At 36.3% G+C, this 14,341-nt stretch carries 19 protein-coding genes; 5 read left to right on the top strand and 14 right to left on the bottom strand.

The annotated features are described in order from the left end of the window. The first annotated feature begins 63 nt into the window (after window positions 1–63). Together PZE06_RS18525 and PZE06_RS18520 are read left to right on the top strand one after the other, a co-directional pair. Window positions 64–609, top strand: a complete 546-nt coding sequence (locus tag PZE06_RS18525; RefSeq protein WP_275791810.1) for a cupin domain-containing protein — start codon at window positions 64–66, stop codon at window positions 607–609. Between the two features lie 118 nt (window positions 610–727). Then, window positions 728–1,288, top strand: a complete 561-nt coding sequence (locus tag PZE06_RS18520) for a sugar O-acetyltransferase (protein ID WP_275791809.1) — start codon at window positions 728–730, stop codon at window positions 1,286–1,288. A 55-nt stretch (window positions 1,289–1,343) separates the two neighbouring features. Here PZE06_RS18520 and PZE06_RS18515 read toward each other — a convergent pair whose 3' ends face one another. Further along, window positions 1,344–2,210, bottom strand: a complete 867-nt coding sequence (locus PZE06_RS18515) for an SDR family oxidoreductase (RefSeq protein ID WP_275791808.1) — start codon at window positions 2,208–2,210, stop codon at window positions 1,344–1,346. Between the two features lie 176 nt (window positions 2,211–2,386). On the opposite strand from PZE06_RS18515, the gene PZE06_RS18510 reads away from it, so the two are divergent. Then, the gene (locus tag PZE06_RS18510) at window positions 2,387–2,830 is read left to right on the top strand and encodes an Rrf2 family transcriptional regulator (RefSeq protein ID WP_275791807.1); all 444 of its coding nucleotides are present in this window, start codon (window positions 2,387–2,389) and stop codon (window positions 2,828–2,830) included. 224 nt (window positions 2,831–3,054) lie between these two features. Here PZE06_RS18510 and PZE06_RS18505 read toward each other — a convergent pair whose 3' ends face one another. The 3 genes from PZE06_RS18505 to PZE06_RS18495 all read right to left on the bottom strand — a co-directional run bounded on the left by PZE06_RS18505 (window position 3,055) and on the right by PZE06_RS18495 (window position 6,099). Continuing rightward, window positions 3,055–3,726 (bottom strand): GNAT family N-acetyltransferase, encoded by a 672-nt coding sequence (locus PZE06_RS18505; protein WP_275791806.1) that lies wholly within the window; start codon window positions 3,724–3,726, stop codon window positions 3,055–3,057. Window positions 3,727–3,824: 98 nt separating this feature from the next. Then, the gene (locus PZE06_RS18500) at window positions 3,825–5,030 is read right to left on the bottom strand and encodes an MFS transporter (RefSeq protein WP_275791805.1); all 1,206 of its coding nucleotides are present in this window, start codon (window positions 5,028–5,030) and stop codon (window positions 3,825–3,827) included. Between the two features lie 31 nt (window positions 5,031–5,061). Beyond that, window positions 5,062–6,099 carry a serine hydrolase domain-containing protein gene (locus PZE06_RS18495; RefSeq protein WP_275791804.1) on the bottom strand — a complete coding sequence of 346 codons (1,038 nt, stop codon included), beginning with the start codon at window positions 6,097–6,099 and terminating at the stop codon, window positions 5,062–5,064. A 307-nt stretch (window positions 6,100–6,406) separates the two neighbouring features. Between PZE06_RS18495 and PZE06_RS18490 the strand changes: the two genes are divergently transcribed. Next, complete coding sequence (locus PZE06_RS18490; RefSeq protein WP_137744460.1) at window positions 6,407–6,742, top strand: DUF6054 family protein; 336 nt, start codon at window positions 6,407–6,409, stop codon at window positions 6,740–6,742. A 97-nt stretch (window positions 6,743–6,839) separates the two neighbouring features. After that, window positions 6,840–7,112, top strand: coding sequence for a hypothetical protein (locus PZE06_RS18485; protein WP_137744459.1), 273 nt, complete (start codon window positions 6,840–6,842; stop codon window positions 7,110–7,112). Window positions 7,113–7,328: 216 nt separating this feature from the next. Here PZE06_RS18485 and PZE06_RS18480 read toward each other — a convergent pair whose 3' ends face one another. The 10 genes from PZE06_RS18480 to PZE06_RS18440 form a co-directional block, all read right to left on the bottom strand. Continuing rightward, window positions 7,329–7,553, bottom strand: a complete 225-nt coding sequence (locus tag PZE06_RS18480; protein WP_137744458.1) for a hypothetical protein — start codon at window positions 7,551–7,553, stop codon at window positions 7,329–7,331. A gap of 342 nt (window positions 7,554–7,895) precedes the next feature. After that, window positions 7,896–8,393: an RNA polymerase sigma factor gene (locus PZE06_RS18475; RefSeq protein WP_275791803.1), complete on the bottom strand. Its 498-nt coding sequence runs from the start codon at window positions 8,391–8,393 to the stop codon at window positions 7,896–7,898. Window positions 8,394–8,467: 74 nt separating this feature from the next. Then, complete coding sequence (locus tag PZE06_RS18470; protein ID WP_275791802.1) at window positions 8,468–9,664, bottom strand: hypothetical protein; 1,197 nt, start codon at window positions 9,662–9,664, stop codon at window positions 8,468–8,470. Between the two features lie 16 nt (window positions 9,665–9,680). Further along, window positions 9,681–10,070, bottom strand: a complete 390-nt coding sequence (locus PZE06_RS29620; RefSeq protein WP_306421264.1) for a hypothetical protein — start codon at window positions 10,068–10,070, stop codon at window positions 9,681–9,683. Between the two features lie 44 nt (window positions 10,071–10,114). Continuing rightward, complete coding sequence (locus PZE06_RS29615; protein WP_306421263.1) at window positions 10,115–10,510, bottom strand: hypothetical protein; 396 nt, start codon at window positions 10,508–10,510, stop codon at window positions 10,115–10,117. Further along, window positions 10,507–11,196 carry an ABC transporter ATP-binding protein gene (locus PZE06_RS18460; RefSeq protein ID WP_275791801.1) on the bottom strand — a complete coding sequence of 230 codons (690 nt, stop codon included), beginning with the start codon at window positions 11,194–11,196 and terminating at the stop codon, window positions 10,507–10,509. Before PZE06_RS18460 ends, PZE06_RS29615 begins: the two co-directional genes overlap by 4 nt. Window positions 11,197–11,208: 12 nt before the next feature. Beyond that, on the bottom strand, window positions 11,209–11,583 hold the full coding sequence (locus PZE06_RS18455) for a GntR family transcriptional regulator (RefSeq protein ID WP_275791800.1): 375 nt from the start codon (window positions 11,581–11,583) through the stop codon (window positions 11,209–11,211). A 470-nt stretch (window positions 11,584–12,053) separates the two neighbouring features. After that, on the bottom strand, window positions 12,054–12,383 hold the full coding sequence (locus PZE06_RS18450) for a hypothetical protein (RefSeq protein WP_275791799.1): 330 nt from the start codon (window positions 12,381–12,383) through the stop codon (window positions 12,054–12,056). Window positions 12,384–12,403: 20 nt separating this feature from the next. Beyond that, window positions 12,404–12,928 (bottom strand): MerR family transcriptional regulator, encoded by a 525-nt coding sequence (locus tag PZE06_RS18445; protein ID WP_275791798.1) that lies wholly within the window; start codon window positions 12,926–12,928, stop codon window positions 12,404–12,406. 45 nt (window positions 12,929–12,973) lie between these two features. Beyond that, window positions 12,974–14,158: a hypothetical protein gene (locus PZE06_RS18440; RefSeq protein ID WP_275791797.1), complete on the bottom strand. Its 1,185-nt coding sequence runs from the start codon at window positions 14,156–14,158 to the stop codon at window positions 12,974–12,976. Between the last annotated feature and the right edge of the window lie 183 nt (window positions 14,159–14,341).

Below are 14,341 nucleotides of genomic sequence, written 5' to 3'. Positions count from 1 at the left end.
GCTGTTTAGTATTTTTTAGAAAATAAACTTTAAATTTCATGTAAACGAAAAGGAGCATAAAGGATGGAGAGTATAAATATCGGGAAAAAGGTGAGGGAATGTCGTGAAAAGAAAGGATTGAGTAGCAGAGAGTTGGCTAAGGCCGCTGAGATAACTCCTTCCATGTTAAGTCAAATTGAACGTGGCCTAGCTAATCCATCGATTCAAACATTAAAGATACTAGCGAAGACACTTGATGTACCCACCTTTAGTTTTTTACTTGAGGATACCCCTACTGCTGATTTAGTGGTAAGATCGAAGCAGCGAAAAGAAATGATTGTCGATGGTTTAACATACGAACTCATTTCCCCCAATTTCACAGGTACATTGGCTACAGCCATTATGAATGTACCTCCGAAAACAGTATCGTCTGAAAAGCTACTCGAACATAAAGGAGAAGAGATCGCCTATGTGCTTGAAGGAAAAATCAAAATTTATTTAAATCATGAGGAATATATTTTAGAAACAGGCGATAGCGTTAAAATTCCCGCTCATATGCATCATAAATGGGAAAATACATTTGAACAGACAGCTTCGATCTTATTTTCTGTTACACCCCCGTCTTTTTAACGTTTTTTTACTAAAGACTTTTGGTTCTCCTCATGCGAAACCAAGGTTTCACATGTAATGACTCAAAAAACGGCATATTACAAAACGCAATAATATATTCAGGAAAGGAACAACGTTTATGCGCTCAGAAAAAGAAAAAATGCTAGCAGGTGAAATGTACAATCCAGCCGATCCAGTTTTAGTAACAGAACGTGAGGAAGCTAGACGCAAGGTTCGAATTTACAATCAAACGTTAGAAACTGAATTAGAAAAGCGAACTAGTTTATTAAAAGAATTACTTGGTTCCACAGGAAAGCATATCTATATGGAACCGAATATCCGTTTTGATTATGGATATAACACCCATGTCGGAGAGAATTTTTTTGCCAATTTTGACTGTACCATTTTAGATGTTTGCGAAGTACGTATTGGTGATAATTGCATGCTTGCCCCCGGTGTACAAATCTATACAGCGACTCATCCACTTCATCCTACTGAACGTAATTCAGGAAATGAATATGCAAAGCCGATTTCAATTGGCAACAATGTATGGATTGGCGGCAATGCGATCATTAATCCAGGTGTCACAATCGGAAATAATGCCGTCATCGCATCTGGTGCCGTCGTGACGAAGGATGTACCAGACAACGTTGTTGTAGGCGGTAATCCCGCAAAAATCATTAAGGAAATTGAACGGTAATCATTCAATAAAAACCAAGAAACCGACCTCCAAATGGAAGCCGGTTTTACTTATATTATGCCTTAATCCCGTTCACGATTTGCGTAAGTGCTTCTTTAATTGGCGTTGTTGATCGTCCAAGAACTTTTGCGAAATCTTCACTCTCTATTGCTAGTGATCCTTCACGTATGTCCTTTTGAATATTGACTAGCATTGGGATGAGGAAGTCTGGCAGTCCAGCACCCTTCATGATTTCACCATAAGTGACATCATCCACTTTTTGCATTGTTATCTCTTTACCCAATACTTCTCCAATTGCTGTAACAAGTTCCTGCTGTGATAAGAGTGGTCCTGAAAGTTCATAGACCGTGTTTTCATGTCCCTCACCAGCTAGCACTTTTGCAGCTGCTTCCGCATAGTCCTGCTGCAATGCCCAGCCAACCTTTCCGTCTCCTGCTGAAGTTATCCACGGCGCACCTGCAATAACACCTTGAATACTAGAAATTTCATTCTCTAAGTACCAGTTATTGCGCAAGAAGGAATAAGAAATTCCTGTTTTTAAAATCGCTTCCTCCGTTGCTTTATGCACCGGTGCCATGGAATTCGTGCTTCCCTCTGCATTGGCAATGCTCGTATAAGCAATAAAGCGAACTCCAGCTCGCTCCGCTGCAGCCACTGCGTTGGAATGCTGGCGAATTCTTGTATCATTATCACCATCGGCTGAAATCAGCAACAAACGCTCAATTCCTGCAAAAGCTGAATCCAATGTTTCTGGATAGTCAAAATCCCCTTGACGGACCTCAACCCCACGCCGTTGCAGTCCTTCTGCTTTCTTTGGATCACGAACACTGACAGCTAATTGTTCTACAGGTACTGTTTGTAGCAAAGTTTCCACTATTTTGCTGCCAAGCTTCCCTGTTGCCCCAGTTACTAACATTTTCATCTTCTTTTCCCCCGATCAATTTTTTATGATTACCTGTAACCATTTTAATTACAATTATAAATCATGTCAAGAATTCTACACAAACATTCCCTATTTCATATAGTGATTTCTATTTAGTATAATAATAGTCATATCGTATAATTGCGTTAAAACTCTTATAAAGTTGGTGATTCTCTATGTCGATCAGCAGCCGTTTTGCTGTAGGCGTTCATATATTAACCTTAATTGAATTTAATAAAGAAGGAGTTAGCTCTTCAGAATATATCGCCGCCAGTGTGAATACAAATCCTGCACTAATAAGAAAAATTATCGGCATGTTAAAAAAGGCTAAACTAGTGGAGGTCCATCCAGGAATTGCGGGAGCGAAGCTTGCTAAAAACTTATCGGAAATTACTTTATTGGATGTGTACAAAGCAGTTGATGTCGTTCAGGACAACGAATTATTTAACATCCATGAAAATTCAAATCCGCAATGCCTTGTCGGTCGGAACATTCAAGATGCGATTACCCCTATTTTAGCAACCGCTCAATTAGCTCTGGAAAAGGTTTTGAGCGGTGTCACGATTGAAGATATCGTTCAAGACATCATAAATAAAGAAGAACAAAATAGAGAAAGGTGAATTTGAGCGTACTCAAATTCACCTTTCTCATGATTTGAAGCTATTATGTCCTAGCTCCTTATCACTTGCTTAAACACTTTTTATCCATACATATATTTATCGGCGCTTTTTTTCATATATCGGCGAAACTTGGATTATATCGGCGTTTTAAAAAATATATCGGCGAAAAAGCAAATTTATCAGCGAAAAAAACAATATATCGGCGAAACTCAGTATTCAACCTATTAAAATGGTTTTAACGCAACGGTTTCTTCCGTTTCTAAGTTTGCAATCATATCCAACCACTTCTGAGGCTTGTTTGGTAACACGGTGTAATACCTTTTTAAAAATGCCACCACGAGTTCTGCCTTGATTTCATTCACTTCAGGGTCTATCGTTAAAAAAGAAAGGTCTAACCCCTCAACCGCTTTTCCATCATTATTCCAAGACGGATGCACATATGGAAAATCTAAACGGCGATAGCCTAAATGAGACAACACTTCACGGCGCACATAAGGGTCCATCGGTTTGACGCCGCCAAATTCATAGTGCTCGACCCGATATGGATCATAAATTTCTGCAAACATACCAAATAGCTGTTTTCCATTTGCTTCCGCTAACGCTTTTAAATCATCCGCTCTCTTATTGGCTAAAAAAGGACCGATGCCAAGTCCAGCTTCACCGATAATCGTAAAATCTGTCATTGCGACATTAAAATCCTCATAATAGCGATATTCTGTTGCTCCAACCACTTTTCCTTCGTGCACAGCAACAAATACTCTAATTCCCGAATCTTCTAATGGCTCTCTCCATAGCTCAAATTCCAATACTTCTTCTGGTGGAAAAATATTTTGCATTAGCTGATGCATTTGCTTAAACAACGGATCATCTATACTTGTTATTCTTATGTATTCCATTTTTCACTTATCCTCCCTTAAATAGAAAACTGTGCTTAAACATTAAGCAAAGATAGAATATCACAATAAGTTGCAAAAAAGCTAAAAAAATTCATTCACTAATCCATTAAAACATTTCCTAGCTTTGATGGCAGCAACACCGTGATAAGAAGAGCTAGCGCGAAGCAAATCCCGATAACCGAGAAGATTAGGCACACTAGTTGTAATGAAAACCATTCCGCAAGAAAACCTAAAATTAAGGTAAAACCTATTTGAACGATACCTTGCAGCATATCGGCCATGCTCCCAAATCGCCCCATAATATTCACAGGGACATTATTTTGGAAAAAAGTTGCATAGCCCGCATTAGCAAAGGCCATAAAAAAACCGAGAAAAACAAAGGCAGCCGTTGCTGTTATAAAACTGTTCGAGGAATAAAACCACGCATATCCAACAGATGTTAAAAACATCCCTGCTCCTAAATACCATTTCAAGGGTATTTTTTTAGCGATTACTGCAGCAACAAAAGCTCCTGCTAACGCCCCAACACCAGTAATACTTACGATGACCCCATATTCCCAATCTGATAATTGCAAAATTTGTTTAATGAATGTAACCTCTTGTGAATCAAGGGCAAATCCAATTAACATTGCAGTTTGAAATAAGGCATAAACAATCATAAAAACCTTCGCCTTCGTTACATAGTTTGTCACTGTCCGCCAATCATTTAATAATAGCTGCCAGTCTACACGCTCTCTGTTACGATGCTGTCCTTCCTCAACATTCGGAAGAAGAAATATAAAAAACGCACAGACTATAAAAGTGACTGCATTAATCATCATGCACAATTCGGTTCCGAAGTACATAATGAGAACGCCTGCTATCGCTGGTCCTAACAGGAAGGCGCCTGAATTGGTCATACTCATGATTGAGTTGAACCTTTTTCGGTTTTCCTGTGGAACCAATTTAGTTATATATACTGCTGAACTTGGCCCAAAGAAAGCTCCAACGATATTAATTAGCAAAAGTAGCGAGTAAATAATCACCAGTGAACCAATAAACGGAATACAAAATACAAGTAAGCCTCTGGCAAGGTCAATGATTATCATTAATTTTCGCTTATTTACCCGATCTATAACACTCCCAGCCCAAGTGTTTGTTAGCAAAATAGCAATCGGTCTAATAATATATAAGCCTGCCACAGCTGCTGCCGAGCCTGTTAACTCTAATATAGATAAATTTAAAGCAATTAAATAGATCCAATTTCCCAAATAAGAAATCCCTATTCCTAAAATTAGCAAAATAGGATTCTTCCATCCTTTCATTCACTCACCCATTTCTTATGCTGAAAAGCTCTCACTTGTTCCATTCTTCTGAGATAATTTGTTCAATTCCCTTCATTACCCCGTATGCACCTTCAGATTTATTGGAACAAACAACTACAGTTGTACCGTCACGAGGATAAAAAGCAGAATGAAAGCTTACACCTGGGTCATAACCCATCACATGATATTTGTGCACCTCTTTCCCTTTCTTCTCAACCCAAACACCATAGCCATAATGATCTTCTTCTTCTTCATCTACTTGAGCGTGTGGGGTGAGCATTTGCTCAAGCATTTCTTTCCTAATGATATGTCCGTTCACAAGCGCATGCCAGAACTTCCCCATATCGTTTACGGTCACATATGCACCACCATCTGAACCGCCTTTAGCAGGTAAGGAATAAATATTGGTTTTCCACGTTCCATCAGGAAAATCAATATAGCCAAATGACGTATTATACGGAAGTGCATCAAATTCAAAATAGCCTGATTCCATCATCTCAACTTGAGAAAAAATGTTTGTTTGAATGTAGTCGGAAAAAGTTTGGCCACTTATCTGTTCAATGATTAAGCCTAATAAAATATAGCCAGCATTATTATAGTGAAATCTTTCTCCAACCTTTAATTTCATTGGCTTATTCTGAAATAATGGCAAAAAATCTCGCAAGCTCCTTATTTTATACATAGGATTTTCGATCCACAATTCTTCGAAATCTTCCATCTCTTCCTCATCAAAGTAATCCGGAATTCCTGCTGTATGTGTTAATAAATGATGAATCGTTATCCTCTGATCAAAATGAGGGAAGTTAACATCGAGACACTCATCCAATCTTGTTGAAAATGATAGTTTTCCCTTCTCCACTAATTGACATATGCCAACGGCTGTAAATATCTTACACCCTGATGCAATTCCGAAGCGTGTAGCATAATGATTTTTTAGTTGCTCGGAGCGATTTGCATAGCCAAAGCTTAGCTCTATTATCTGCTCCATCTCATTTGCAACCAAGACAGAACCAGAAAATTCATTCTCATTTTGCACATTCTTTATTTTTTCAAGCAATCTAGTCTGCATCCATTTCTCCAATCCAAAAAAGTTTTGTTTCTTCAATACTTCCATACAAAAAGCTAGAATCCTTCTCCCAAAACAAAACTTCTCACTGTAAAGCTAATTTTCTATTGATATTTCATTCGCGTTATTTCTAAATAAGTTTGAAAAACAGCAATAAAAATGTATATTAAAAGTAATGACTTTGTTCATCAGAATGGTTGATAAAGCGGTTTTGGGCTCATTTCGTGTACAGCCTTGATTTTCAGGCCTTTTTAATATAAAGCCTCTAATTCCATAGAATTAGAAAGACTATAGGTAGGATGGTGTCCATATGGCAAAGTATGAAAAAACGATTAATGGTAAGTTTGAAGAGGTAATCAACCAATTGCAAAATGATATTAACAACAGTGGAATAAGTATGAAGTTAGTCGCAGAAAGCAACTACACGATTGAAGATACTAAAATAGCCGTTCGAGTCTATGATAAATATTTTATGAGAAATGGCAACAGGGCTAGCTTAAGCCTTACTGTAGTCGGTTCTCACAATACTATTTTCATATCAGCAATTGGCGCTGGCGGAGGAAGTGGTGTTTTCTTTAACTTTAGTCTCGGCGCCGAAGATGATATGGTGGAAATCGTCCGAAAAAGTATAGAACAAATGGAATAATCCTTTTTTAATGAGCACGCCGCTCAGTTCCCAGCTTAACAAATATGATAATAAAAGTACTTAATTGTTTATTTCGATAAACTATAGGAGAGATTAGATGAATAAAGACTTAACCCGTTTAGGCTACTTTTTATTTTTTACAGGAATCATATTATTTGGCATCATGCATCTGGCAATTGCTTTATACATTCCTAATTTATCAGGTTGGAGTGATCCGCCTGGCAAACTTGCAATAGTACTAGGGGAAATCATTGGCTGGGTTCCTTATACATTAAGCATCATTTTATTAATAACTGGTTCATTGATCATCGTTTGTGAACAATATCAAAATTCACAACGAAAACGCAACAGCTCCAAAAGCAAAGGGTGACCAACATTACTCTTTTATTAGGAGCATTCCAGCGTTTCGAGCTGAAAAGAGGAAAAATTAAGCGCCTTATCATTCTTACAACACTTTGATTCTTACGTCTAAACTCGGCAAAAAACAATTTCTTGTTTTAAGTTTTTATTGAGCTTAAAAACGGCTGTAACTAATGAAACGGATAATGACGTTAATGGAGCAATCATCACCTGGATACACTGACTTCTACTTTAATTTAGTAAAAAGCTTACCATTGTTTAACTCACACCAATCATCTAATTCATCATACGTTTCTTTAACTCCATATTTAGCTAAAAAATCTTCCTTTGTTTCAAATACTTCTACCAAGCCCTTTTCTATTGAAGTTACCATCTGAAAAGGATTTAGTTGAAAAACTTGAGAAACAGCTATTAACTCACCTATATGAACCATGTCAGCGATATTTTTCATTATATATCCTCTAATAGCAGTTAGAGGTGTTCACTCCCTCCGTTAGAAAAGGATAACCATACAAGTATTATTTTCAGTATCGACAATAGTATGTATCAGTTAGATGGAAGCTGTTACGCAATAAAAGAAGGTTTGCAAAGGAAGCATAATGTCTATTCATCAACCTTTTGATTACAAATTGTCAGACAAATTAAAGCGCAGGATCATTGAGGGTCGATTGTTCTGCAAGGATTAAGCGAAGGGGCTTTCCTTTGAAAAAATCGCCGTAATGCCAAAAGTTTGTTAGAAATTTAACTATGTGTGCTTGAGAATAAAAAAACCCAAGCCATGCGGTTTGGATTTTTAGTTCATCGATTGCCTTAATAGACGTTTTGCTCGAAAAAGTCTTGTTTTTATAGTCGAGATATTAATATTCAAATATTTTTCGATCTCTTTCATTTTCAAATCTTTCATATAGGACAAATATAAAATTTCTTGATATTTATCAGGGAGGCTATTCATTTGCTTATGAACTTCCTCCCCGAGCTGTTGCGTCATCACTTCTGATTCTGGTGTCTGTTCATTGGCAATAAAGAATTCGGAGGTTGGTACCACTCTTTGGTGATAACTTGTTCTTAAATGATCCATACATTGATTTCTCGTTATCGTGTATAACCACCCTTTAATCGAATGGAAGCTTTCTAATTGTTCTTGATGGAGATAACATTTTATGAAAACCTCTTGAACAATATCTTCCACAAGGTATGAGTCCATCACATATCTCCACGCTAATTTTTTTAACTCCGGACTATACATATTCACGATTTCTTCAAATTGAATATCATTAAGATTCTCTCTCATCTTCATCACCAAAACCCATCTTTTTAGAGAAAAAATTTAAAATTCCTTCTCGTTCTTTCTTCAAACGTCCTTCTTTACTCTATATCATGTATATTAAGACTATCTTCGCTGTAATTTGCACTATCGACCTTTAGCTTTCCTTCATATAAGGTTTTGCCTGTTTTCATATCCCCAATAAAAAGGATGTGACCGTCATTTGATAAATACGTTAAATAAAATTTTCCATTCATCAACTTTAAGAAACTGGATTCAAAACCATTTTTCATATCAGGCCTATTAAATATCTCTTTCGCGCTCCATTCATCCTTTTCAATATCATAATGATGCAATTCGAAGCCTTTTTCCACCAGAACCGGAACGTAGATGGAGGAACCAACGCTTACTGCTGAGTCAAAGCGGAGTTCTTCATCTGATTTTTTGATTTCTTTATATTCATTTGTCTCAACGTTGAGCACATATTGTTCCTTTGCGATCATTTCCTCTTCCTGATAGTAATAGCCATTTTCCTCAATCTGTTTAATCTCGGAATTTTCTTTCAGCATCAAGACATATTGCTTTGCTTCTATCGATGAATAATCGCTGATTGCTCTTAAACCTTCCCATCTATCCTCACTATTAGATGTTGATAAAATTTCTTCTTTATTTACGAAGTTTTTCTCTTTCAGATCAAAGGTGTACACACTTATTTTACTTCCCCCATCAAGAAGAGAGTTTTGCGTCATTACCTTTACCTGTTCATTGATCACTTCGACATTTACGACCTCAATCCAGCTAACTCGTTCTTTTTCGGGAATATCATACTCTATTTTGACCGTCTCGTTTGATTTTTTATTTAATACTTCCATTTCAAAAGAAAAACTTCTAACTGAAGAAAAAGGATTCTTGCTATTTATCGTCGCATAAGCTAATAAATTCTCATCCTCATAAAAATTATTTGTTATTAATTCCTTGCCTCTCATAAAATTTCGATGTTCATCAATTAATCTTGTTAAAACCGGATTAGCAGTAATATGAAGCAATTGCTCCAGAAAAGATTGATTATTGAAGAAAACTGTTTCTTCCTCGGATACTTGCTTAAAAGATTGGAATATATCTCCAAGTTGAAAATCACCATATATAACTAAGTCATTCAACTCAGCGTCATCGCCACTTATTTTTTCAAACTTGATATTTATATCATTTTTCGCTGCTAAGCTTGATTGTAAAAAATATGTTCCCAACACAACAACCACTGCGATTGAGAGCAGACTAATTTTCCAATAACGTTTCATCTAACTCACTCCTCCCTTATACCCTAATTTTATGCTTGATGAGCTTGTTCCCTACCCATATAGCACCAGCTAAAACGAGAAAGGCTGCATCAATTTCTAACAAGAATAATTCAATAGGATAAAAATATCCTTCAAGAACAAACGCATCAAATAATGCAGGTCCTATAAAGACGAGAAAGGAAACAGCAACATAAATGATGGCATAAAAGATTCCTTTTAAACGGTACGAACGTTCAAATAGAATAGCTGTAAAGATAACAAACACGGCAATGATTCCCGTACCATAATAAAGGATAAATTCAATCAGTGTTTTCGGAAATAATAAATATAAGAAATATAGATTTTCAGTAATTTCAGTCAAATTCATATCAATGCGGAACTCGGATGGCACGAGCCATTTTAACAATTGGCTTTCAATCGGGAATAATAGAATTTGTAATGCAACAAGACCTAAAACAAAATAATCGTTGTTGCCTTTGCAAAATAAATATTAATCCGCTCCGTTGGCAACATAAATAAGCGATAACTAAAGGTGTTTTTTCCAAACCAGTCACGATACCAAATAAAAAACACATAAATTAATAAAGTCACGATACAGAGAGCAATTGGCCCCATAAACCAGCCCGATTGCGAAAAATTATGAATAGACATTTTCCCAAAGTGCTCAATAAACTCGCTTTGCGGCATTAAATTCACATTAATTTCTTGGTGAGCCAGATTCAAATAAGCTTTTGATTTTACGATGATTCCAATTATTTCTGAAAGGATTGTAATCCCTATTAAAATAAGATAAAAACGAAAAAAGCGTTCAAACTCAAAATTCACTAGCTTCAAATAACGGTTCATCCTCGATACACCTCTCTCATCACATCAACAACAGATTTCCCCTCGGTTTCCCTAATCTCTTCCGTATTGAATTCTTTTAATATCACACCATTATCAAGCAAAACCGCCTTATCGATTAAATGCTCAATATCATTGATTTCATGCGTTGTAATAATAACTCCTCGATCTTCAATTAAATGACTTGTAAACACATCGGCAATCTGTTCTCGACTAAATATATCAATTCCTGAAAAAGGTTCATCCATTAAGATATAATCAACATCTAAGGCCAATCCAAGGATTAGGTTTACTTTCGCGGTGTTTCCTTTTGAAAGCTCAGAAATACGATCCGTTTCATTCAATTTAAAAAATTTCAAAAGCTCCTTTGCCCTTTCCGGGTTCCAGCTGTTATAAAAATCAGCCATAAATGTAAAGGCTTCACTAATTTTCATACTGGGCAGCATCGTAATCGCATCAGGGATAAAGGTAACTTTTTCATAACTGCCTTTATTAAGCTTTTCGCCATTTATCAAAATTTCGCCATTATCTATCGGAGTAAGAGCCATAATTGCCTTCATAATTGTTGTTTTCCCTACACCGTTAATTCCAATTAAACAAGTAATCTTTCCTTTCTCCGCTGTAAAGGATACACCTTTTAGAACCTGCTTCTTGCCAAATTTTTTTGTTACATTTTTTAGTTCAATCACAGTCAATCCCCCCTATTCATTACACTCGTTTTTATATTTTTGCTCGATGATTGGCAAAACTTCATCTAACGGCACATTAATCGTTTTAACTGCACTAACAAAAGCATCCACCGCTTCCAAAATCAACTCGCTCCGTACTGTCTGGAATACTTTTTCGTCTGTCGTCATTCGACTTGGTAAATTTCCTTCAGTAAAAATCAATCCCTTTTCCTCCATTTCTTTATACGCTCGCTGCGCCGTGTTTGGATTAATCTTCAATCGATTCGCAAGCTCTCTTCTAGAAGGAATCTCCTGACCCGGTTCAATAATCCCTGTTGCCATTTGCTCCTTAAAATGCCGAATAACTTGCACATACACAGGATCCCGGTTATTAAATTTAATTTTCAATAGATCCATCTCCTAATAACAAAATGTGTGATTTTTTAAAATGATGTATTAATGGATTAATACAGTTTGGGCAAAAAATCATATGTATTAAACGATTAATACAGTGTTAGTAAATTTTTTCCCCAGTTCATTCAAACAAAAGGTTTAAAAAGTGCTGTATCATTCGGTTAATACACCACCAACAAAAAAATGGAAAAACATGCATCCCTTGCTTATGTATTAACCACATAATACACCCGATATATGTATTATATGGTTAATACAGTTTAAAAGTCAAGGAGATATTTATTTTTTTCATTAACATGGCTGAGCCTATATTAAAAGAGTGCTTCAACTTTATAAATATGCTATGCGAAACCCTAGTTTCAAATGAAATAAATCAAAAATCAAGATCGACATATAACAAAGCCTATTAAGTTGCTTCAAGATTTGTGCTACTTTAAGACAAATCCTTTTCTATTTCCATATAATCAAGGAACCTCCCCCTTGCTCATTTGCGGAAAGCTCTTAATAAATCGCTCATTTGCCTCTTCTAACTTTTTATAATAATCACGATAAGAGTCGCTCAAAATTTTTAAATTGGCGATAAATACGTCGGTAAATCCACTTTGTTTCTGAAACTCTACTAGGAGCTGCTGCATTCTATGCGCGTCTGTAGACTTATATTCTTCAGAGTCACGAAAACGAATGTACTTCTCAATCCTTTGCTTATTTGTTTTCATGTACTCCTCAATATTCTCGACTGCAGTAAAAAGAACCATATCCATTTGCTCTAAGTCTTTCTGTTTAAAAAGAACCATGGAGTTCTCTATAGATTTCTCTAATTCCTCATTGACTTCCAAATGATCGAGAAAGCTAATAATCTCTTGATAGGCTCTTTCTTCTCGTAGCCATCGATTGTTTCGTTTAAAAATTTTCCAAAATGAATCGAGAAGTAAATTCCATAAACCCCCGGGAAAGACTGAACGAGTTTTTCCTTAATGGTTAAAAAAGGGTTAATCTGATCCTCAATATATTGTTTGACCGGCTCAATTTGATAATTTTCTATTAACAACTCAATACCCTTTTGTTGCTTCTCAACTTTTTGCTTCTCCAATTCCTTCAAATACTTATACTTGGATAATGCCGCCTGCTTATCACCACTTGAAATGACATGTTTGATCTCAGGGATGCCGAGACCTAAACTCCGGAGAACGAATATTTCTTTTAAGACTGCAACATCTTCAGCACTGTAATTCCGATATCCGTTTTCTTCAATCTTAGGACGGACTAGTCCTTGCTTTTCATAATATTCGATCGCTTTTTTTGTTAAAGAACATTCTTTACACACTTCATTTATCAACATTTTCATCACCTCATCAGGATCATAAGCCAATCCCTAAGGGGACAGTCAATCCTCAATGTATAAGTAAAGCTGATTTCTCTTCTTCTCAATTTTCCCTTTAATGTCACCGACCCCCTCAATAAAAAGAGAGGAATCTCGTTCCAACAGTTCTTTCCCTAATTTGAGTTGAAGTTTACCAAATTCTCGAAGTTTCTCACCGTATGCAACGACTGGTTGAGCGAATAAATATTCTCTCTCTTGGATTTTAACTTTGAGGAAATTTTTATGTAAAACCTTACCCGCTAACATCACGATATTCATAGGGTCAAAAGAGGTTGCCTCCATATTTCCAATAATCATGAGTTGAATGCCTGCTTCCTCGTTAAACGTGGTAAATTCCGCCTCCTTATTTTGGAAAATAGCATGAACAACCCTCTCTGTTTCAGGACTGACTTCAATAGTCCGAAAGGGAGCGTCAAAAACGCTAAGCTCCTTCACGTATTGATAGATAGTTTTTTCCGTACTAAAAAAGCTTTCCTTCCATCCTGGTGATAACTCATCCAACAATAGACACATAAACAAGCCAGAACTATAGCAGCTGCGACGAATATTTACTGTCGATTGATATTGATTTATTAACGGCTCACCATACTTTTGTAAAACTGCAGAAAATTCAAATTGACTTGTTTCATAATAAGCATGAAGTTCCACATACCATGCAGGGCCTTCTATCGTTTCTATTAAATTCTCATACTCAAGGTACGCCCCAAGCTGTAATTCTCTTTGCTGTCTGAGAGCGATAAATGTATTAAGGTACTCCTTCTTTGCTAGCGGCTCCTTTTCCATTAAAGCATGAAAAAGACTCAATCGTTCCTGATTTCGCAATTCCACGTTTTCTACCGTTATAGGATAGGTGATTCCCATAAGTTCATCCGGAAATCGTTTTTCTTCCTTTAAAAATTGATAGCCATGAAATAATTCATGGACAAGGATCGAATATAAGTCTTCGTAATTTTTAAACAGCCTGAGATCAACAATCGCTGTTGGGTAGCCTTCATATATGATGAGGGTACAAGCATGAAATGGTTCCTTTTCTTCCACTATTTGCTGATTGTCAAATTTGGGATGGTTAAAAATATAAGCACTCGTCTCATCGTATAATGCATAGGCAACTTTTTCAAAACCTGGCCAATACTGATTTAGTTTAACCTGTTCTAAGTTCAAAATAATCCGCTCAATATCATTCATCATTCTACAATTCTCCTCAAACAATTTCTAATGCTATTTTTCTAGATAGGAGGTGGGATTGTGACTGCTAGAATAAAGTGTACAGTTTTTGCTTGATAAGATGAAACGCTTATTTACCCAAATATACCAGCAAAAAATATCAACCTATCACTGTAAAATGATCATAGTTCATACTTGCAGTGGAGG

Origin of the sequence: Robertmurraya sp. DFI.2.37 (assembly GCF_029211245.1) — a bacterium.
GTDB classification, from domain to species: Bacteria; Bacillota; Bacilli; order Bacillales; family Cytobacillaceae; genus Robertmurraya; species Robertmurraya methanolica_A.
This window is presented reverse-complemented; position numbering and strand designations above follow the sequence as displayed.